The organism is Oceanospirillum beijerinckii DSM 7166 (genome assembly GCF_000422425.1).
Taxonomy (GTDB): domain Bacteria; phylum Pseudomonadota; class Gammaproteobacteria; order Pseudomonadales; family Halomonadaceae; genus Oceanospirillum; species Oceanospirillum beijerinckii.
On sequence record NZ_AULT01000037.1, the window covers coordinates 1 to 21,144 of the forward strand.

16 protein-coding genes and 2 pseudogenes are annotated in these 21,144 nt (G+C 49.2%); 9 read left to right on the plus strand and 9 right to left on the minus strand.

Going from position 1 to position 21,144, the window contains the following annotated elements; genetic code table 11:
- The 4 genes from H579_RS25435 to H579_RS0112110 all read right to left on the minus strand — a co-directional run.
- A partial coding sequence (locus tag H579_RS25435) for a transposase (protein WP_036566205.1) occupies positions 1-229 on the minus strand: 229 nt, incomplete at its 3' end.
- 125 nt (positions 230-354) lie between these two features.
- Complete coding sequence (locus tag H579_RS0112095; RefSeq protein ID WP_028300898.1) at positions 355-2,223, minus strand: long-chain-acyl-CoA synthetase; 1,869 nt, start codon at positions 2,221-2,223, stop codon at positions 355-357.
- A gap of 127 nt (positions 2,224-2,350) precedes the next feature.
- Positions 2,351-2,977 (minus strand): nuclear transport factor 2 family protein, encoded by a 627-nt coding sequence (locus H579_RS0112105; protein ID WP_028300899.1) that lies wholly within the window; start codon positions 2,975-2,977, stop codon positions 2,351-2,353.
- 73 nt (positions 2,978-3,050) lie between these two features.
- A complete protein-coding gene (locus H579_RS0112110) occupies positions 3,051-3,797 on the minus strand; it encodes an SDR family NAD(P)-dependent oxidoreductase (protein WP_028300900.1) in 747 nt (248 codons plus the stop codon).
- Between the two features lie 326 nt (positions 3,798-4,123).
- On the opposite strand from H579_RS0112110, the gene H579_RS0112120 reads away from it, so the two are divergent.
- The 5 genes and pseudogenes from H579_RS0112120 to H579_RS29140 all read left to right on the plus strand — a co-directional run bounded on the left by H579_RS0112120 (position 4,124) and on the right by H579_RS29140 (position 8,309).
- Entirely contained in the window at positions 4,124-4,954 is an 831-nt protein-coding gene (locus H579_RS0112120; protein ID WP_028300901.1) for an alpha/beta fold hydrolase, read from the plus strand.
- A gap of 138 nt (positions 4,955-5,092) precedes the next feature.
- Complete coding sequence (locus tag H579_RS0112125) at positions 5,093-7,210, plus strand: oxidoreductase (RefSeq protein WP_028300902.1); 2,118 nt, start codon at positions 5,093-5,095, stop codon at positions 7,208-7,210.
- Between the two features lie 129 nt (positions 7,211-7,339).
- Positions 7,340-7,486: pseudogene (locus H579_RS30100) on the plus strand (transposase); the annotation flags it as partial.
- Positions 7,487-7,506: 20 nt separating this feature from the next.
- A pseudogene (tnpB, locus tag H579_RS28590) lies at positions 7,507-7,608 on the plus strand (IS66 family insertion sequence element accessory protein TnpB); the annotation flags it as partial.
- A gap of 356 nt (positions 7,609-7,964) precedes the next feature.
- Positions 7,965-8,309, plus strand: a complete 345-nt coding sequence (locus H579_RS29140) for a hypothetical protein (RefSeq protein WP_157834614.1) — start codon at positions 7,965-7,967, stop codon at positions 8,307-8,309.
- A gap of 175 nt (positions 8,310-8,484) precedes the next feature.
- Here H579_RS29140 and H579_RS25440 read toward each other — a convergent pair whose 3' ends face one another.
- Entirely contained in the window at positions 8,485-12,012 is a 3,528-nt protein-coding gene (locus H579_RS25440; RefSeq protein WP_084624091.1) for a thiamine pyrophosphate-dependent enzyme, read from the minus strand.
- Positions 12,013-12,597: 585 nt separating this feature from the next.
- Here H579_RS25440 and H579_RS0112150 point away from each other — a divergent pair.
- The 4 genes from H579_RS0112150 to H579_RS0112165 all read left to right on the plus strand — a co-directional run bounded on the left by H579_RS0112150 (position 12,598) and on the right by H579_RS0112165 (position 16,789).
- The gene (locus tag H579_RS0112150) at positions 12,598-14,013 is read left to right on the plus strand and encodes an aminotransferase-like domain-containing protein (protein WP_036566207.1); all 1,416 of its coding nucleotides are present in this window, start codon (positions 12,598-12,600) and stop codon (positions 14,011-14,013) included.
- 140 nt (positions 14,014-14,153) lie between these two features.
- Positions 14,154-15,182 (plus strand): hypothetical protein, encoded by a 1,029-nt coding sequence (locus H579_RS0112155; RefSeq protein WP_028300905.1) that lies wholly within the window; start codon positions 14,154-14,156, stop codon positions 15,180-15,182.
- Between the two features lie 151 nt (positions 15,183-15,333).
- A complete protein-coding gene (locus tag H579_RS0112160; RefSeq protein ID WP_051227570.1) occupies positions 15,334-15,876 on the plus strand; it encodes a hypothetical protein in 543 nt (180 codons plus the stop codon).
- Between the two features lie 124 nt (positions 15,877-16,000).
- Positions 16,001-16,789 carry an MOSC domain-containing protein gene (locus H579_RS0112165; protein WP_084624092.1) on the plus strand — a complete coding sequence of 263 codons (789 nt, stop codon included), beginning with the start codon at positions 16,001-16,003 and terminating at the stop codon, positions 16,787-16,789.
- A gap of 172 nt (positions 16,790-16,961) precedes the next feature.
- Here H579_RS0112165 and H579_RS0112170 read toward each other — a convergent pair whose 3' ends face one another.
- The 4 genes from H579_RS0112170 to H579_RS0112180 form a co-directional block, all read right to left on the minus strand.
- Entirely contained in the window at positions 16,962-17,438 is a 477-nt protein-coding gene (locus tag H579_RS0112170; protein ID WP_028300908.1) for a hypothetical protein, read from the minus strand.
- Positions 17,439-17,625: 187 nt separating this feature from the next.
- Positions 17,626-17,781: a hypothetical protein gene (locus H579_RS29145; RefSeq protein WP_157834615.1), complete on the minus strand. Its 156-nt coding sequence runs from the start codon at positions 17,779-17,781 to the stop codon at positions 17,626-17,628.
- 236 nt (positions 17,782-18,017) lie between these two features.
- On the minus strand, positions 18,018-20,063 hold the full coding sequence (locus tag H579_RS0112175; protein ID WP_028300909.1) for a methyl-accepting chemotaxis protein: 2,046 nt from the start codon (positions 20,061-20,063) through the stop codon (positions 18,018-18,020).
- Between the two features lie 268 nt (positions 20,064-20,331).
- Positions 20,332-20,982, minus strand: coding sequence for an HAD family hydrolase (locus H579_RS0112180; protein ID WP_028300910.1), 651 nt, complete (start codon positions 20,980-20,982; stop codon positions 20,332-20,334).
- Positions 20,983-21,144 lie beyond the last annotated feature (162 nt).

Here is a 21,144-nt window from a genome sequence, read left to right on the forward strand (position 1 = left end):
GACTGGAAAATACTCCGGTGGCATAAGCATAAATGAGTAGGGATAGTAGTAGAGAGGGATGATAGGCTGCACTACCTCTCCCGCGATATGCTCCCTGGATGGCTTGCAAATCCAGACTATCGACAACCTCTACAATAAAGCGAGCTAAATGATCTTCAGGCAGCCAGTCATCAATAGATGGAGGAAGTAGATAAGGCGTTTGACGATCGATGGTACGAAAGCGACTCATGATATATCCTGCTGGAACCTGAAAAGGGCTATTATCCTAGATCTGGATGAAATGGGCTAATAGTCCGACAGGCTGCTAGGCCTTTATAAACGTCCGGGCCTCTATAAACGTCTAAACACCTACAGCTAGGCCACTTTAAAAGCCGGTAAACCCACGGCTCCCAGTACGGCTTGTGAATAAGGCTGATAGGTGCCTAACTTATCGTTACGTACAAATAACGGGTCCTGGCAGGCTTCAGGATCGTAACCCTGGCGCTGCAGATCCACCTTGCGCAGCTTAAACGTGGTGGTCATATCAGCAGCCGCGCTGACCCGGACAAACTGTGGCGCGGCATAACGGGGCACCCGTTCTTCGGTCAGATCATAAAAAGCCTGAGGATCAAACTCATAGCCGTCCTGCATCACAATCGCCGCCATTCCGGCACGACCTTCATGGTCCGGCACCTGCACACCATAGATATTGATCAGTTCTGCCCCGTGATAATCTTCCAGAGCACTGGCCACTTCCTGGGTGGATACGTTTTCACTTTTCCAGCGGAAAGTATCACCCACACGATCAACAAAGAAGAAATAACCTTCTTCGTCATAACGCAGCAGATCACCGGAACGCCAGAAGGCATCACCCTCCTGAAAAACGTCACGTAGGATCTTCTGTTCTGTTGCTTCTGCCGTGGTATAACCCTCAAAACGGCCACCACCAATCTCAGGATGATTGATAATAAAACCCACAGCTTCACCCACTTCACCGGGCTGACACTGAATACAGAAACCGTTTTCATCACGTAGATGTTCGTCGCCTTCCAGGTCATAACGAATCAGGCGCAGATTGGTTTTATCCCAGTTAGGGATACGACCGCAGGAACCGATACGGTTATCCAGATTGATCAGGTTGGTATTGGCCTCGGTAGAGCCCCAACCCTCATAGATATCCATATCACCAAAACGCTCCAACCAGCGCTTCCAGATCTCAGATGACAGACCTGCTCCCATCATACAGCGTAGCTTGTGACCCGAAGAATCCGACGGCTGATTGAGCAGATAACGACAGATTTCGCCAATATACTGACACACGGTCACATCGTTATTGCGCACATCCCGCCAGAACTCACGCACGCTGAACTTACGGCGCATTACAATTGATGCCCCCGCTTTCAGCGCAGTAGAAGTTAGTGAGGTCGCTGCCGCACCGTGATACAGCGGCAGACAGCAGTAGAAGACATCCTCTGCTTTGGCATCAATGGTTACCGCCATAACATCGCCGGAAGACATCCAACGCATATGGCTATATACCGCCGCTTTTGGCAGACCGGTTGTGCCTGAGGTAAAGATCAGCAAGGTGGGTGTTTCTGCCGTAAGACCAGCTCTGAGCGCCTTATTAGGGTTGTCCTGTGAAGCGTTTGCCAGGGTTTGAGCAAAGCTTTGATCCAGCCCCGCTAAGTGCTCTGCCTGGGCAGGATTTTCATGATCCGGTAACAGCCAAAGTGCCGATGCAGAAGCGGTGTCAGAAACTGAACTGACACTATTAATACCTTCAGTCACTGCAAAGTTATGGGCACACTCTTCGCCAACAATCACCGCCTTGGCATTGGCCGTTTTAATGGCATGAACCAGCGGTACACCATTAACCTGAGTATTGATAAAGGCCACAACGACACCCAGCTTGGTCAGTCCAAACCAGGTAAAGAAAAACTCAGGCCGGTTTTCAATAGCAATCGCACAGGTATCGCCGCGTTCCAGACCACGGGCACGTACCGCATGGGCCACCTGATTGGCCTTGGCATTCACTTCGGCATAGCTGAAGCGTTGCTCACCATAGGTCAGAAAGGTTTGGTCACCATATTGCTCTGCCTGTGCTTCCAGACGATCGGCAATAGAGTATTCGTCCAGTGGTTTAATCAGGGCCGACGCTTGAGCACGACGATCCATTTTAGCTTGAGTCACTGCGCGAGGGACGACCTCAACCACAGGCTGCTCAATAGAGATGTTTGAACTCATGCTCACGCAACTCCTTATTGTTATTAAGTGGCCAAACAAAGCACTGACAGTCAATCTGCTATTCAGCAAACCCGCCAAAAACAGTGCTTTTGTTTAGCGATGTAAAAACCAAGCGAATAGAGAAGACCTAGCGCACCCGAATCTTTGGTGCCGGGGTATCACCGCGCATGGTCTGTAAAAAGGTTTCCATCTCAGCGGGAGGCGCGACCTCTGGTAGCTGTTCAGGATCAGGGCGCTGTAACCAAAACGCTTTCCAGGAAGGAAACAGATCATGGAAGGTGCCTTCATAGGGCTCACGACCCGGCCAGCGCATCTTCATATCACCAATAGGCTGTTTGTTTAGATCTGAGGCATACCAGTAACAAGGCAGACGACGACGGAAAAACCAGCGGCCATCAATGCGCTCATAATCATCCCAATACAGCATCTGCATGGTGACCCACTCGGGGCCTGTCTCATGCTCATTTTTCGAATACACCACACCAATGGCGTGATCGGCATCGACAAACTCAATAATGTGCTGACCGATATGGTGTGAGGTACCGGTAAACTGATCGCGCAGGGTATCGTCGACCCAGGCTTTCAGATGTGCACGACCGCTTTTACCACGCCCGACACGAATATCTGGCGCAAACAGCCCCACATGGGCATCCAGATCACGCATATCCAGAGACAGAGAGTATTTACCCGCCAGCTGACGGATCTCTTCAATGGATTCCAAGCGATCGATACGCGCTTCTAACGCTTTAGACATAACGCCTCCTTAACAGGGCCATGGCTGAAAAAGCCTGATTCAGACCGGTGCGCTTTAGCAAAAAGCAGAGCAATCACAGAAAGACCATGCCGCCATTAACGGCAATGTTCTGACCGGTAATAAAAGAAGCCTCTTCGGAGGCGATAAAAGAAGCGACACGGGCGACTTCATCGGGCTCACACATACGACCCAGAGGAATGGCATTGACCATCTGCTCCATCCAATCCTCAGGAATATCCGCCATCATGGGGGTATTGGTCGGTCCAGGTACCAGGGTATTGACGCGAATACCACTGCTGGCCAGCTCACGGGCGATACTGCGGGTCAAACCGATCACACCAGCCTTGGACGCACAGTAGTGACTGGGGCCTTCACCGGACATTACCGCCGAGCTGGAGACATTGATAATGATGCCGGAGCCGTTTTTCTGCATCAGACGCGCGCCTTCACGACAACACAGGAAGGTGCCGGTCAGGTTGACGCCGATAACGCGATTCCAGTTTTCATCCGGGGTATCCACAAAAGCATCCACCGAACCGATACCGGCGTTATTCACCACGATATCCAGACGGCCAAACTGTCTTTCCACTTCCGCCATGGCATCACGTACCGAACTGCTGTCTGAGACATCACAGGCCAGGCCGATCACGCGAGTACCATCAAGACCGGCACCGCAACTATCCGCTACGGCCTGCGCCGCTTGCTGATTAATATCGACGGCAGCAACCAACGCTCCCTCAGCAACAAAACGCTCAACAATGGCCTTACCCATGCCTTGACCGGCACCCGTGACAAAGACAACGCGGTTTTCATGCTTCATATTGTTTCCTCCAGACGCTCCAGATCAGTACTTTTAATCAGCTCATCCCGCAACTCATCCCGCAACAGCGGACAGAAACGGTTATGTCCAACACCGATCTGGCTTTTATTTTTGTGCCTCCATCTTCTGCCACTGCGCAAGAGCCAACATCGTCCAATAAGACTAAACAGATCTGACCATCCGGTTTTGTCCTGCTACTCACATCGCCTTACTCACACTCACACCCGCACTGGTCTAAATGGACGATGCCTGATAACCAAGGGGATAAGAGGATTCATAGCTAACAACAAAAAACCGATACCAAGCTGACAAGCAGGAGAACAACAATGTCTGAACAGGATCTGCCACTTCCTCTGGGTCATTTCGCCCAGCTGAGCAACGGTCTTAAACTGCACTATCTGGATCAGGGTGAAGGCCCTGTGGTGTTGTGGTTACATGGCAGCGGCCCTGGTGCCAGTGGCTTCAGTAACTTTAAGGGCAACTACCCTAAATTCTGTGAAGCGGGTTATCGCAATATCGTGCTGGATCTGCCGGGCTTTGGTCGCTCCGATAAGCCGGATAATGTGGAATACCGTCTGGAGTTCTTTGTTGAGTGTCTGAATCTATTCCTACAGGAAGTGGGCATTCAATGCTGCACCTTGCTGGGTAACTCCCTGGGTGGGGCTATCGCTCTGGGACAGGCACTCGCTTATCCTGATACGGTAGACAAGCTGATTCTGATGGCGCCGGGCGGTGTCGAAGAGCGTGAAACCTACTTCCAGATGGAAGGGATTCAGCGCATGGTCGAGGTCTATAATCAGGGCCCTATGGGTGTCGAGCAGATGCGAGAGGTGATGAGCCTGCAACTGTTTGATGCCAGTCAGCTGACCGATGAAATTCTGTCGGAACGTGCTGCGGTAGCGGTGACTCAACCGGAAAACCTGTTCAGCACCATGCTGGTACCAAATATGACGGAGCAACTGAAAGAGCTGCAATGTCCGGTACTGGGTTTCTGGGGCACCAATGATGTCTTTAACCCCGTAGAAGGCATGCACAAGTTTATGGATAACGTACCAGAAGTGCGCTTTTTAATGGTCAATCGTTGTGGTCACTGGGTACAGGTGGAACATGAAGATCTGTTTAACCGCACCTGTATCGACTTTTTACACAACGGCTAAATCCTAAGCCCAGAAGCACTGAAAGCTAAAAAGCACAGAATTCTGACTTTTAAGAGCCTGCCCCGGCGTTTAATCCGATGCAAAAATACCAGTTAGGATTATGCCGGGCCAATAACAACAACAGTGAGATACGTGATTATGGCTCAGCACCAACATCTGCTCCAACCAGGCAAAATTGGCAGCCTGGAACTGAAAAACCGCATGATTATGGCTCCTATGGGGTCTAACTTCGCCGAAACTGACGGCCACTGTGGCGAACGTATTCAGGCCTTTTATGAAGAACGCGCTAAAGGCGGCGCTGGTCTGCTCACCATGGGCGTCTGCTCCATAGCCTACCCCAACGGCACCGCAGAACCCTATCAGGTAGGTGTCTCCGACGATAAATTCCTACCCGGTTTAACCAAGTTAGTTGAGCGTGTACATGCCCAGGGCGGCAAGATCGCCATGCAGCTGCAACATGCCGGTAAAACTGCGGTGCGTGATATCGCAGAGGGTCGTGAGCTGTGGGTACCTTCCATGCCCCCTGCCCACAAAAGCGATATGATGAAGTCGCTCACCCAGGAAGAGTTAGGTGCTTTTATCCGCTCTGCAGGTGGCGAAGTTAAAATCCACGTCATGGATAAAACCGATATCGAGCAGATGGTGGTATGGTTTGCCGCCGCTGCAGAGCGCGCCAAGCGAGCCGGTTTTGATGGCATCGAACTGCACGCCGCCCACACCTATATTCTCGCCGGTTTTCTATCGGCTTATTACAACAAGCGTGACGACGAATACGGTGGCTCACTGGAGAACCGTGCCCGCTTGCTGATGGAAGTGATCGCGGCAGTACGCGCCCGTGTGGGCGAGGACTACCCGCTCTGGTTACGTATTGATGCCCAGGAACTGCGCACCCCTGGCGGTATCACACTGGACGATGCCATTGCTGTGGCCAAAATGGCGGAACAAGCGGGACTGGATGCAGTGCATGTCTCCGCGTATGCCAACCCAAGCAGTGGTGCAGCGTTTACCGAAGCACCTCTGGTACAGAAAGCGGCTGGTTTTCTCGATTGGGCCGCTGAGATCAAACAGCATGTCAGCATTCCGGTGACCGCAGTGGGTAAACTGGAACCCGACGTTGCGGATAAAGCCATTGCCGACGGTAAATGTGATTTTGTCGCTATGGGCCGTAAGCTACTGGCGGACCCTGAACTACCGAAAAAGCTGACCGAAGGCCGCCCGGAAGATATCCGTCCCTGCATTTACTGCTATGTGTGTGTCAGCCAGATCTTTGTTAATGATCGCGTTAAGTGTGCAGTGAACCCCTTTACCGGCCACGAATCCGAACTAAAACTGATCGCCACTGACCAAGCCAAACACGTGGTCGTTGTCGGCGGTGGCCCTGGCGGTATGGAAGCGGCCCGTGTAGCTGCGCAACGGGGACACAAAGTGACCCTGTCAGAGAAAGGCAAACGCCTCGGTGGCACCCTGTTCTTTGCCTCCCTAGCCTACCAGGAAAATGGTGCCCTGCTGGATTATCTGACCACGCAACTGGAAAAATCCAACGTTGATGTACGCCTGAATACCCTGGCCACGGTCGAGTTGTTAAAAGAGCTGAAAGCCGATGAAGTGATCCTCGCTACCGGTGCTCTGCGTAACGCGCCAAATATCCCAGGGGCAGATCAGAAACACGTTTGGTCCGGTGATGAACTGCGTCGTCTGATGACCGGCGAAGGCGAAGATATCGCTAAACGCAAGCTTAGCGTCACCCAGCGTATGATGATGAAATCCGGCTCTCTGGTCGGCGTCACCAACAGCACAGATGCCATGCAGCACCTCTCTAAACTCTGGATGCCACTGGGTAAAGAGGTCACCATTGTCGGTGGCGGCCTGGTTGGTCTTGAGCTGGCAGAATTTCTGGTTGAACGGGGCCGTAAGGTGACTGTACTGGAACCCACACGGGATCTGGGTAAAGAGCTGGCTATTGTGCGTCGTTGGCGCGTACTGGACAACCTGGAACAACACGACGTTACCGTTAAACAGCTGGCCACAGTGACCAATATCGACAAAAAAGCGGTTCACTACACCGACAAAGAAGGCAACAGCCACTCTATCGCCAGTGAATCCGTCGTACTGGCACTGGGTGCAGAGACCGATACAAGCTTTGCCGATGCGGTCAGTCAGGCGGGCTTTAAAGTCACGAATATCGGTGATAGCGCCGAAGTGGCTTATATCGAAGGAGCTTTGAAAACGGGCCTGATAGCCGGTCTGGAAGTCTAAACGTCACAATTACGGCACACGTAATGTAAATGATGCGCCTTTTTCGAAAGCAGCTTTACTTAGCCACCTCCTGAAACTATCTATTAGTCACAAATATTCTGAGCTATTCAGAATATTTGTGAGCTCAGCATTGTAAGCAGTTATGAACAGCCTCCAGTAGCAATCATCATCGACCTGGATCACACTGCAACAACGACGTATGGTCATCAGCAAATGTGCCTGTTTCATGGAAAATATAATGACTATTACTACTTAACTCTGCTGATATTTGAGGGACTCACCGGTATGCAAAACAGGTCGATATGCGTAAGTCGACCAATGGTCTGGCTTTGCTGGTTGAACAAGAGATGGTGCTTTCACCCTTCGATCCTGCACTGTTTGCCTTCTGCAATCGATAACGGGATAAAATCAAGATTCTCTGTTGAGAGCGAAACGGCTTTATTCTCTGGTATAAATGCTTGGAAAAGCACCTGTCTCATTTGGCAGGAGTTTCATCACTGATTGACCTGCGTACCCCGGCAGCAACAGACTCCGTAGTATTGATCAGAGTGTTCGCCACATCATAACCGTTCGTTTGCTGAGGCAGGCTCAACTTGTCGCAGGGGCCTTATAGCTCAGGCTTACAATTGATCTGTAACGTTTGCTGCTTTACATGCTCATTCATCAGCCCGGTTAAATGAGAAAACACTCAGGTTAAGCAAGCACTCTGCCGCCAGCATAGGATTATCTGACAACCCAGTCTCAAGTAATCGCCTTGCCGGGTTATCCGGTGCATCTCTGCCTTAATCACATCAACGGTCACTTACCTGAACGCACAGTGCAGACAGATCCTGGGAATATCACGGTTAAAGTGCCTAAGGTACATGATTGTCTTCCCCTCAATCAGGGTGACTCTGCTTTCTTTCAGGCAGTTGGGTTTGCTGGCTTCACCGAGCAAACAAAAAAACCCGCCAAATCGGCGGGTAAAGTGCAGAGCTCTCACCCTTGCGGGATCGAGATAAAAACCAGTAAAAACTGGACAAGACCAAATGTAACAACGATTGCTCTTTTGCAAGAGCCAAACACCTCTGAAACGGCTATCAGGCAAAACCCTAACTAAGCCCGATAACCCATCATGCTTATCCAGAAAGGCATAGCTCAATAAGCACGACTCAGAGGATCCCCCAGATTCCTGGCTGAACCAGGTATTGGAGAGAACCTGATTCAGCGCCAGTTTTGCTACCGGGCGGCTTTAACCACCTGATGGTTTATGCCGTCCGATAGGATCATCCCCCTTACGGTTGATGAGTTTGAACAACAGGAATCTGTTGGAGATTCTTGCCACCTTTCGATGGCGATGAAGGCAGATCCGGGAATACCTTTTCTGCTTTCTCATACCGCACTTGGCGATAACCTTTAATATTATCCAAACGCATCAGCGCCTTACGCTGATCATCCGTTTCGTTAGGCACGGTTTCCAGCAGTTCCCGACGGATACGTTGAGCAATCTGATGCTCTTTTTCATGGACTTTCGCCTGAGAGTTACGGAACCAGCGCTGATGACGCATGGCTTTCAGCATCCACTCTTTTGGCGAGAACTCGAAGGCAAAGCGACGATCCATCAGTTCAAATTCCGGGCGGTTGATATGAACAATGCGGAAATCAGTGCCCAGGTGTTTGTAAGCCTGCTCATCACGGGCCTTCTTCAGCGGCGATACCATCAGGTGCGCCACAAAGACCTCATCTTTAATCCAGTGGGTTTTCACCAGTACACGCAGAGCAATACGCTGGTTGTCACCGGCAGGGTACAGTTGAGCCAGTTTCTCAGCGTCTGCCATAAAGGCATCCAGTGCCTTTTTGCGGTCATAAACCACCAGATCGTGCACATAGTTGGCCAGATGTTCCTCTTCAATGGCTGGGAACAGACCTTTTAACCTGGCTAAACCGGTATCAAAGATATGCGCCAACTCGTCGGCACTCTCTTTCATACCTGCAGAGTCACGTACACTGTCACGGAACAGGTTGAACTGACTGGTTTCCTGCTGTGGCAGGAACTGATTACGGAAGGCTTCAACGCCCATCACCACCACGCGACGACCCAGTTCAAACGCTTTCCAGTTATTGTCGTATTCCGCTTTCGGTACGCTGCGACGGAAGGCATCTTTCATATTGTCTTCGGTAAATGGCAGCATCCCCTTCTGATAAGCGATACCTAACAACACCGCAGAGGCATACACGCCTTTACCCAGTTGACGGTGAGAGACCTCTTTCATTGGGCTTAAGAAAACACGATCACCCAGTTTATCGGTCAGCTGTTTGCGCAGTTTTTCAGAGGTCAGTACTTCATTGTCTTCGCCATAATCCAGCAGAATACTCAGCGGGATCTGGAACTCTTCATCCAGTAGGGCTTCACCAAATGGCGCCAGGAAAGGCAGTGCTGCACTACCGTCCAGCAGATCCGGCGATAACACCAGATCCGCGGTGCCTACCGGAGTAATGGCGCTGGCAGACTTGGCGGTACTAAAGATACTCAGGTGACCGGTCACACGACCATTACGCTGAGCCAGACCTTTTTGGTCCATAAACTTAAAATCGAGACCTTCCAGACCATTCATCTCTTCACCGGCTTCCGCCAGTACACGGGAGATCGTGGTGACACCAGTACCACCCACGCCGGTTACTACCACACGCCAATCATTACCCGCCAGAATGTCATCAAAGGACTTCAGACGTACAGGTTCTGGCAGTGCGGAATCATTGTGTACCACAGCACTGTTATCGGCGGCATTCTGATAACGGGTTGGATGGTAGTTAATCACCTCAACCTTCTCAAAACTTGGACACGCCAGAATCTTGGTGCAGTAACCATCAGAAACACAGATCTGGGGATCAATAAAGGTCTTAGGACCGTAAGCATCTTCTGTTTGTGACAGACCTGGGCAACCGGTCATCTCAACGCAGGCGCGACAATCTTCACAGGCTGAGGTGTTGATCTGGAAGAAGGTCTGTACCGGTTTGGTTTCACCCGCGCCAAAGATCTTACGATCCTGAGACTTCTTACGGGCCGCAAAGGTCAAACCACACTCTTTGTTCGATACGATCACCTTGGTGCCAGACTTCTTCACCATATCTTTCAGTACATTCTGATAGAAATAGCGGTCCGATGGATTCACCTCCATCGCTTCGTCTACACCCATACCGCGTACCAGGTTGAGCATATCCTGCTCTGGGCGCTTACGGCCCTCAACGGATTGACCGGTACTTGGTGACATCTGGTGACCGGTCATCGCCGTGAAATCGTTATCCAGTACGATATAAGTAATATTGTGACCCAACTGCACCGAGTTAGAGATCGCACTCAGACCGGAGTGGAAGAAGGTCGAGTCACCCATCAGTACCACGGACGGGTTCTGAGAGAACAGATCCATACCGGCACCAAAGGCTCCACCCTGGCCCATAGCCGAGATATCGTGCATCTCTTTAAAGGGCTCCAGGAAGGACAGGGAGTAACAGCCTACATCACCGTGGGAGATCAGGTTAATCCCCTCTTCCTCTTTAAATACCTTACGCAGCTCTTTCAGTAGGCTCAGGGTTTCACGGTGCGGACAACCCGGACAGAAGGTCGGTAAACGCATCGGCAGGGCCGTATCCAGCTGGATCAACTCAGGCTGTTTATGCTGACAAGGACGCAGACCCAATAGGCCCATCAGGGTATTCAGCTTGTCACGCATAATTTCATAGGAGATACCACCGTCGGCTGGGAAACCTTCTACAACCTGCTCCCCGTCATGCTCTTTATCAACAACAAAGTCCTTACCATAAACACGCACCTTAACGCCATGTTCCTGACACAGGCTGATCAGTTCGTTTTCCAGGAAGCCACGCTTCTCTTCCACAACAACCAGGGTGTCCAGCTTTTGCAACCAAGGCACCAGCAGATCATCCACCAGCGGGTAAGAACAAGCCACCTTGTACAGAGAGAAATCATCCAGATAGTGCTCTTCCTGCATAATCTGCTTCAGGGTTTCGAACACCACACCGGAGGAGATAAAGCCCACCTTGCTCTCCGCATTACCAAACTGACGATCCAATGCCAGTTCCTTCAGGACTTTCTTCACCTTAGGGAAACGCTCGCGAATCATGCGCACGTCAGCTTTAAAGGAGTTTGGCGGCACCATCACCGATTCAGAAAGGTTAAAGGTGCTGGGGTCAAACTCGGTCAGAACATTTGGCACTTCTGACTCTTCGCCCAATTGAACACGACCACCACCTTCAGCAATAAAAGTGGTCACCAGTACACCAGCGTACAGAGAGGAACGCTGAGACAGTTCCAGAGAGTGCGCAATCCAGTCCTTCAGTTCCTGAGGCGTTGATGGCTCCAGAAATGGCATATGCAGGTGTTTAAACAGATAGCGGGAATCCGCTGCTGTGGAAGTAGACATAGACCAAGGATCATCACCGACAACGACAACCACACCGGAGTGAATGGACTCACCGGTTTCAGGATCGATATAAGGCTGACCAGGGTTAGCAAAATTACCAACAGATAAGGCATCAGAAGCCACATGAAGGCCCATGGACTTCATGCCCACCATCACATTACGGCCCGCTTGCTTGGCACCACCGGCCATCGCGGCAGCATTAGCCTCGGTATTACCCAAGGCGACACGAATGCCCTTCTCTTGCAACTCATTCTTACGGGAGTGCAGAATATTAAAGTAATCCGCCAGTGGAGAGCCCGGGTAACCGGTGTACAGTGAAAAGCCCGCTTCCAGACCACCCTGAATAATCAGTTCATTACCGTTCAGAATTTTGTAACTCATGACCCTGCCTTATCGTTGTTGTCGATGGGCATCGGCAGTTAAACCTGATTAAGACACTGGCTATCACGTTGAAGAGCTTTAGCTACCTTCTTGATAACTTATTACCCATATCTCAATAGCCAGAGCGTTGTAGCGTTTCAGGTTTGGCAGGTGCATCAAGCCAGCACACCTTCCGATACTCATCTTGGTCAAAGGGTAGATCGCATCGCCATGTGATGGCCTACCTTTAATTATTGGCTGCTATTGTCGGAAATATGACTGTTCGCTTGCAGAGCTAGTTTTTACTAATTGGACCAGTACAGTTTTAAAAATTGGCTACTGTACTGCTTGATTTAACAGAAACTGTACTGGTCAAAAGCATTACAGATCCGTTAGCATGGGCTAAAATTTTGTAACACCGTAGTTCAGTCGCGGCTTATACCATTACCGAAAGATTTTGTGATAATAGAGTAAGCAGGATAAGCGAAGCACCATCCGACACTGATCTCAAGACCGGTTGTCGGAAGGCACCTGCGGCCTTTCCGACCTACTGCTGTGGTGGTTAATATCCCATTTATAGCGCTAATAAGGCCCATTATCAGCCCCATGACTTCAACACTTTATCAGCAGATTGCCGATGATCTGGCCCGCCAGATTGATGAAGGCAGCTTCCAGGCCGGTGACAAATTGCCCTCGATCCGCAAGCTCAGCCAGCAGAAGCAGGTCAGTATCGCTACCATTCAAAGCGCCTATGAACTGCTGGAGCGCCAGCAGCTGATTGAATCCCGCCCACAGTCTGGCTTTTATGTGCGTGAAGTTATTAAAACAGATCTGCCTGCCGGTGAGATTCAGGATAATCTGCAGTTGCCAACCCGGGTCAGTATTAAGCGAACCGCGACAGAAGTACTTCAGCGTTGCCAGCAACCGGATATGATCAATCTGGGCACCGCGATTCCCTCGCCTGAGTTTCTACCAGTGAAACAGCTACAGCGTATTATGGGCAGTCTGATTCGAAAACGGATGGATGAGGTGGTAGTTTCGGTCTTTCCACCGGGATTACTGGAGCTGAGGATACAGATCGCCAAGCGTATGGCGGAATCAGGTTGTCGTGTCAGTGCCAGTGAAATAGTGATCACCAACGGATGTCAGGAAGCACTTACCTTATGTCTGCGCGCAGTAGCAGAGCCAGGGGATATTATTGCGATCGAAAGCCCTGCCTTTGTCGGTTTGTTGCAAACGATTGAAGCGCTTGGAATGCGGGCAATGGAGATCCCTACCGATCCGCGCAAAGGTATCAGCCTGGATGCGCTGCAACTGGCACTGGAACAGTGGCCGATCAAAGCTGTAGCCCTGGTTCCCACCAATAATAACCCTCTTGGCTTTACCATGCCCGATGAACATCGTCAGCGTTTACTCACTATGCTGGCGAAAAAAGAGATCCCGGTCATTGAGGATGATCTGTTTGGCGATCTCAACTATTCAGGTAGCCGCCCCAAAGCGATTAAAGCTTATGATGAAAATGGGCAGGTACTGTACTGCTCGTCTGTATCCAAATCGATCGCATCGGGTTTGCGGGTAGGCTGGGTTTCAGCCGGACGTTATCAATCCCAAATTGAGTTTTTAAAATCTTTTAGTAGTGTGGGCACCTCGACACTGAGCCAGATGGCCGTGGCTGAGTTTCTGGCTAATGGCGGCTATGACCGCCATCTGCGTCGTATTCAGTCAGCCTACGCAAAACAAGTACAGAAGATGAGTGAAGCGGTACTGAAATACTTCCCGGCAGGCACCAGTGTCAGCTATCCCCAAGGGGGTTATATTCTGTGGGTGGTTTTACCAACCGGTATCGATACCCTGCAGCTGCATTACAAGGCACTGGATGACAATATCGGCATTATGCCGGGGGAGATGTTCTCCGCACGGGATCAGTATCAGAATTCACTGCGTCTGAACTGCGCCATTCCCTGGAGCGATAAGGTGGAGCAAGCGATTAAAAGCCTGGGACAGTTGGCAGTAAGCGGCTAATAGCTGAGAAAAAAAGGAGTGAGAAACAGTACCAGATTAGTAATCAGGTCATGCCTATAATTATCCCATTGAAGGCGAATAGATAAACAACATGCCCCAAAGGTTATTTGGCCGACGGCTGATTGCGATAGGACAGTTTAATGACATCACAGATCAAACAGTTGGTACTGACTCTGTTAATAGGTTTAAGCCTGATGAGCTCCGTTGCACTGGCCAGCTTGGAAGGTCGATGGAGTAACTCCAGTGGTACGTTCCAGTTTTCTACCGATGGACAAGTCACCGTACACTGGGCTAATGGCAATACGATGTCAGGGCAATGGCAGCTTAACGGCCAACAACTTGTTATCAATACACCTCACGGACCAGTACAGTTTCAAGTGCAGCGCCAGGGTGATCAGCTGATTTTGGCGGACCAACAAGGTTACTATCAATTTCAGCGTTTACCCGATCAATCTCAGCAGAATCGAGACAGAAAGAACAGCTCACCTGCTGTGGTTTCATCTGCTTCGGAAAAAGCTTCAGCCAACAACAGTGTTCAGCCTGATCACTCCAACAACAACCTCAATAACAGCCCCTTAACGGATCAGGAATATATTACCTTTTTGCAAAACTACCCTCAGCAGTCGGCAGATTATATTTATCAGCATATGCAGCGTATGAATAAAAAACAGCGACGAAATTTTGATATCTGGTCGGCTTTGGGAGCAGACCTGTATATTCGTTTATGTAAGGGTGGTTACAGCCAGACTTCTTGGCAGGGGTTAATTCAAGGTCCGGCGGATTGTCAGCGGCTATTGCAATGGGAAGCTCAATCACAACAATCCGGTGGATCTCAACTAGGAGAACTCGCACTTAACGGCTCTTCTCTGGGTAACAGCTCACTAGGCAATAGCTCTCTGAATAGCTTTTCCCTTAATAACCTCACAATAGAGGGTACGTTGCTTAGCAGCTCACCACAACATGTTGAATCTCAACGCTTACAAGTGATCAATATGATGAAGTGCTCTACAGGACAAACAGATCGACGTACCTGCCTGGCTTATACTCAAACACTTCAAAACTATCGAATCGACACCAACCAAAACACTGAAGCCATGAACTTAGGTCCTGAACAGCCAACCTGTACAGATCGCTACAACCGGAGTAATGTCTATATCGGTTGCTGGTAGACAATTGTTGCCCAGGGCTCAGCCTCTATCATACCTGTTATATCAGTGGTCACTTGTCTGCCCTATGATATTTGCCCTAAACAGTAAAAAGTCATTAGAATCAACGTATCTACAATCAAGTACCCCGCTCAACAGACAGCAGTGATCGGCTATGACTTCTGATACTAACCATACCAGTAAAGGCGACTTATTAAGCCGCTCCGAGCATGAAAAGCGCATCTTGGAACGCGATGCCGCCAAGCTGTTTATGCGTCGCTTTGAACAGGAGTTTGGTGAGCCCATGCGCCATATCTGGCACAACGAACCGGCTAAGCCTGATATCTCCTGCTATTTTCAGAATGAACGCCTGGATCTTGAGGTTGCACATCTCTACGCGACAGCAGAGGAAGCTCGTCATACCCGTAACGGCGACAAGGAAAGTGATGAGCGTTTATGGGATTACCTGGCGGAACTGGTGACTCTTGATCCCTGCCAACAACTCAAAACCGCATTGTTTCGTCTACTGAACAGCAAATCCCAAAAGCACTATGACTCTGAACGCGTCTGGCTGATCATACGTAATGTCAGCCCCATCTGGGACAGACCGCAAATTGTGGCTACTCTGAAAAATTTCGATATGGCTGAGCATCCCTTTGAACAGATCTGGATTCTGCCCGATTTTGAAGGGCAGGATAATCTGATTCAGGTGGTTTAATGAGTAACTTCAGCGGCTTCAATATCAATGCCTCATGCTCACTATAAAGCGCTTGAATACCACCACTTCAAAAGTACCAGATTCATAATCACTGCATTAAGCCTCTTTACTAAGGACAGCAAATATGTCTTCGAAAATCACTTCTGATCAGTCATGGGCTCAATCATCGTTGACTGAAACCATTCAAACGCCTGGTGCCGTTATACCTCTAGGCGTTTTTGTTGGACAGGTAGAAGAGAAATACGGTCTCCAAACCGCAATCGACAAAAAGCCAGTGAGAGAACGTATTTTTCTGTCAGAAACCGGGCTGGTTGGCGATGAATGTGCTGATGGAAAGCATCATGGGGGTCCTGAAAGGGCTCTGCATCAATACCCTGTTGAGCATTACGCGTATTGGTTGGAGAAGTACGGTCAAGCAGTGAATGAGCATAACCAGGATCACCACTCAGAATCCGATTCTCGTTATTGGGCTGCACCAGGTATGGGCGAAAATATCAGTAGCCAAGGTATGTTGGAAAATAATGTCTGTATCGGTGATCAATATCAATGGGGCAGTGCCATTATTGAGGTCAGCCAGCCTCGGTCACCCTGCTTTAAGCTCAATCGTCGCTGGCAGGTGGAAAACTTCTCGGTAGATATGCAGGGCATAAGCCGCTGCGGTTGGCTCTATCGTGTCATCCAAACCGGATTTATCAACCCGGAAGACAGCCTGACACTGACTCACCGCCCGGATAATGCCATGACCATTGAGCAGGTATGCGCGATCTTTTTTGGCGATCCTCTAAATCCACAGGGCCTGAAGCAACTTCAAGAGCTTAGCGCCTTATCTAATAGCTGGCGTGATAAAGTCGAACAGCGCTTAGCACTTGGACGCGTAGAGAGCTGGAGCTTCCGCCTGTTAGGCCATGCATAGATTCAGGAGAGGAAGGAGGAAATAGGAAGGGAGCCGTACTTACGCCCCCATTCAATAGCAAAGAACCCAGACAGCTCCTTGCTAATACGGCGTTGATCACAGAATAAAAACAGATTAGAAAGAAAGCGCTATAAAGTTAAGAGTAAGACAAGCTAAAACAACGTAACATGCCTCAGATACTTTCCGCCAGCTGTGCCTGTTTATTCTGCACAGACGCACTATCGCTACAAATCTCGCATGCTGTTACTTGAGGACCCGGTTGATACTGCTCATAGATTCTGGACAGTTCATCATGCCAACTGTGCAAAAAACCCTGACCACCATCACGGGGATTAAGCTGGCGTAAACTACAGTAGCATTCATGACTCAACTGCTTGCCCGCCAGATCCGTTTCCAAAAGCAGGCTCAAATCATTTTGATGTTGTAAACACACTTGGTATTCATCGTCGTTCTGCTTCCAATTTAAACGGGTCAACATACGATCATCCAGGGTATATTTTTGCAGCACCGGCGTTACATCCATACCGGCTTGCTTCAATGTGTTTTCCAGCGCTTTTAAATCAGGGAAAATTGTTTCGTTAAATAGTTTTTCAACAACATCTTTTTTCGAGCCTGAGGTGTCCCAGAGCATCTTTTGCCAAGTAAACATAATAGATATTTTCCCTTATATATCAGTCGACTAGACTTATATACATTGACTGCAAGTTTAACAACACCTACTAATATTACACTTTAAGTCTATATTTATGACAGAGAAATTTAGTCGCATTATGTAAACGAGAAAAATAAAAGAAATATCTCCGAAAGACAGCATCCGATTACAAAAGTCGCCAGCGTTAAACCCGCTTGATAGAGCTTAAGCAAGCGACTTTTTTCTTTAAGCTTTGGCGACGTGCATCAATCTCATGCTGAAGAGTTTGTAAGGTATCGAATAGCTCAGAAAGTCTGTCCAGTCCTGCTACAGGAGCAGAGCGAGAGCGATGAGAATTCATAAATACTCCAGGCGTATAATTAATTTTGTCGTTATACGCCCGGCTTAATGCACCGGATCATAAACAACGGCAGCTTAGACTAAAAAATGCCGCCGTTGTTAAGCTTTATCATAAGTATCTATAACATAAATAGCTCTACCCTCTTCGGCCCCACGACCAAAGAAGGCAAGGGTATAAATATCGAAAACCTTCTGTGCCGATATTTACAGCGCAGGAAAGAGGTGAGTCTTCATTATTCAAAAATGGTTATTACGGTGTTTCTCATCCACCATTTTGTCTAACAAGTCCATCACCTGATCACTGGCCTGCTCAGTTCGTTCGACAGCGGACAGAATTTCAGCGCGTAGATCAGCGCTATGCAACCAATCCTGTCCAGCCAGATCCACAGCGAAGTGAGCATTCTGGTGTACTTCGCCATGAGGCCGCTCCAACTGCTTATAGCTTTGCAGATGGTTAAACTGCTCATAACCGATGCCTTCATCGTACCACTTACCTAAGCGGCAATTATGATGGTCCACACTCACAGCCTGCACTTCCGCCTGATGCTGTTCCAGATCCTGAATACTGAGATAAGTACGCTGTTTGTAAACGATATGATCCACTTTAGCCAATACGGTAAAGTTTTTATCACTGGCATGAGCCAGACGTTTATGAGTGTCCCCCGCCGATGCCGCCAGCTTATCAAATGTCTGATGGAAGCCATCAATATCACGATTCAAGGCTGCCGCTTCACTGCCCGCGCGCTCTGATGCACTGCGCATCTGTACCGAACGCTGGGAAAAGGTTTCAATAATACGACTGATATTGTCTGCCGCTTCTTTCGAGCGCCCAGCCAAAGTGCGCACCTCGTCAGCAACAACAGCAAAACCTCTGCCATGCTCACCGGCCCGGGCTGCTTCAATGGACGCATTCAGCGCCAGCAGATTGGTCTGCTCAGAGATATCAGAGATCAGCGCCAAAGCCTCAACGACACGTTTACCATCACTATCCAGCAGCTCAACCAGCTCCTGAATATCACCCAATACCCGGGTAATATTATTCAACTGAGTCAACATACTGTCGATCACAGAGCCACTCTTCTCAACATCCGTACGATTATCTTCCGCCGTTTCCAGCGCAACACGAATCTCTTCGATCACACCGGCTAAATCACTCTGAATAGTACTCAGGTTTGGCACCAGGCGATTGACGTTGATTTTATTAAGTTGAGACATCAGCTCATTTTTTGAGCTCATATGATTCACTTCACGAATCGCATCCAAACCCTTATTCAACTGTTGCAGCGAGTTTTGCGGTAAACCGGATACCCCTGTGGTAATGGCATAGCGGTGCTTTTTACCCTCAATCACATCCTGAAAAGCGCTGTCCGCTTCAATATAGAAACTCTGCATCTGATCCAGCAGTTCGTTCACTTCCCAAGCCACCTGTCCCACCTCACCCAAACCCGCAACATCATTCACCCTATGGTGTAACGCTCCCATTTTGGAACGCTTAACCGTCCGGTGAATACGGTGCAGTACATTAAAGGATTTCTGGGTCAGTTGATGTTGGAAGATCACAAGCGCCAGTACCAACACCGGATAGATCAAGACCCATACCGGCATGTCGTAGACAAAATAGCCCAGGGTCGCGACCAGAGTCGATAAACTCATATGGGCAGCCTGGGCGATCTTTATCTGTGAACGAATAAAAGGCCAGAAGGAGCTTTCCTGAGAAGTTTGCTTGGCGTAGGTGGATTCATAGCGCTGACGGCTACTCTCCGCAGAGGGCTGCGCTTTAAAGTGCGCCTCCAATAAATATTCGCTATAGCTACTATGACCTGCCTGATGTAGCAGGTCTTCAAGGCATTCCAGGCCCGCTTCGTAGCTTTTCCTCTCAGCACTTAATACCTGTGCGTAGATCGGCTCAATCAATTGCACCATCTCCTGAGGTGCAGGATAGTGCACAGAGTAATAACCGATCTTATTACCCGAAGGATCGATATTCGGATAAATTGCAGTAAACAGCCAGACAGAATCCCTATTCGCCGCCCGATTCTTAACCAGGACAAAGGCTTCGTCGCCCCGTTGAATCCGGTCCCATACCCTTTTCCAGACACAGCTGGGCATATCATCGTGACGCACGACATTGTGATTCTGCCCAATAAGCTGGCTTTCAAAGTAACCGGATACCTTCATAAATACCCGGTTTACATAGGTAATTTTACCCTGAAGATCCGTCATGGAGACCATGGTTTCACCCGCTTCAGGGGTCAGAATTTTTTTACTTGCCACAACCGACATGGGCCACTCCAGTGAATATATAAATCCACTTGCAGGAAGGGTAATGCAGTTATGTGACGAATCGATAAAAACCACTTAAAAAGCAATGATTTACCCTTTTACTTGATTAGGGTATTACAATACAGATATTTCTAAAAGAGGGTTTATCTAAATCAAGACAAAGGGATATACCTTATCTGATATCATTTGCTTTTCAGGCAAGATAATCTTCTGTTTCCTCCGCTCTATCACCAGAGAAAACAGATTTTGGTACTTTGATCAAATACGATCACCAAAGAACCTGTTGCCAGCCCCTTTCCTGAGCTAGGCACACCAGTTTGTCGTCTGCATTGACCGCTACGGGATTACATACCTGTTCCAATAAAGGTAGATCATTGTGTAAATCGGTGTAAAACCAGGAACCAGACATCTGCTCAGATTCCTGCTGTAGCCACTGCTCCAGACGAGTCACCTTACCTTCACGATAACTGGGTACACCTTTTACCGTACCGACAATGCGTTCATCCTCCAGATGGATATCGATACCGATGGCATCATCAATTCCCACCTCTTTGGCGATTGGCGTGACCAGAAAAGTCGTAGAAGCCGAGATCACCAGACAGCGATCACCCTCGGCCCGATGCTCAGCGATATTGCTGCGCGCATCAGCACGAACCACTGGACGTATCTTCTGATCGATATAACGCTCAATATGAGGCTGAAGCTCTTCCAGAGTCATGCCAACATTAGGTTTTAACTGCATCGCCACATATTCATTGATATCCAGATTACCCTGACGATATTGCTCCATTAAGCGTTGTTCCTGCGCAAACATCTCCTGAGCATCGGCCATGCCCTGCTCAACCAGATATTCAATCCATAATGTTGAAGCATCCGCGTTCAACAAGGTTTCATCCATGTCATAAATTACTAAAGCCATAAGGACCCCATGATATTTCAGTGTTCTAAACCTAAATTCAGAAAAGGGCTGACCAGCGCCCCTGAAAACCAGGGGCGAAAGGCTCAATACATTGGTGTTTTTCGGTGTTTTCCATGCCTTAACGAAACGCTAAAGCGCAGGTCTGCCTGGCCAGCTTAAAGA

Excerpts from the sequence above, each read along its gene's own strand:
- H579_RS0112155 (WP_028300905.1), top strand. The coding sequence starts at position 14,154 with ATGACATCACAGATCAAACAGTTGGTACTGACTCTGTTAATAGGTTTA.
- H579_RS0112165 (WP_084624092.1), top strand. The coding sequence starts at position 16,001 with ATGTCTTCGAAAATCACTTCTGATCAGTCATGGGCTCAATCATCGTTG.
- H579_RS29145 (WP_157834615.1), bottom strand. The coding sequence starts at position 17,781 with ATGAATTCTCATCGCTCTCGCTCTGCTCCTGTAGCAGGACTGGACAGA.
- H579_RS0112105 (WP_028300899.1), bottom strand. The coding sequence starts at position 2,977 with ATGTCTAAAGCGTTAGAAGCGCGTATCGATCGCTTGGAATCCATTGAA.
- H579_RS0112125 (WP_028300902.1), top strand. The coding sequence starts at position 5,093 with ATGGCTCAGCACCAACATCTGCTCCAACCAGGCAAAATTGGCAGCCTG.
- H579_RS0112095 (WP_028300898.1), bottom strand. The coding sequence starts at position 2,223 with ATGAGTTCAAACATCTCTATTGAGCAGCCTGTGGTTGAGGTCGTCCCT.
- H579_RS0112170 (WP_028300908.1), bottom strand. The coding sequence starts at position 17,438 with ATGTTTACTTGGCAAAAGATGCTCTGGGACACCTCAGGCTCGAAAAAA.
- H579_RS0112120 (WP_028300901.1), top strand. The coding sequence starts at position 4,124 with ATGTCTGAACAGGATCTGCCACTTCCTCTGGGTCATTTCGCCCAGCTG.
- H579_RS0112180 (WP_028300910.1), bottom strand. The coding sequence starts at position 20,982 with ATGGCTTTAGTAATTTATGACATGGATGAAACCTTGTTGAACGCGGAT.
- H579_RS0112160 (WP_051227570.1), top strand. The coding sequence starts at position 15,334 with ATGACTTCTGATACTAACCATACCAGTAAAGGCGACTTATTAAGCCGC.
- H579_RS0112175 (WP_028300909.1), bottom strand. The coding sequence starts at position 20,063 with ATGTCGGTTGTGGCAAGTAAAAAAATTCTGACCCCTGAAGCGGGTGAA.
- H579_RS25440 (WP_084624091.1), bottom strand. The coding sequence starts at position 12,012 with ATGAGTTACAAAATTCTGAACGGTAATGAACTGATTATTCAGGGTGGT.
- H579_RS0112150 (WP_036566207.1), top strand. The coding sequence starts at position 12,598 with ATGACTTCAACACTTTATCAGCAGATTGCCGATGATCTGGCCCGCCAG.
- H579_RS0112110 (WP_028300900.1), bottom strand. The coding sequence starts at position 3,797 with ATGAAGCATGAAAACCGCGTTGTCTTTGTCACGGGTGCCGGTCAAGGC.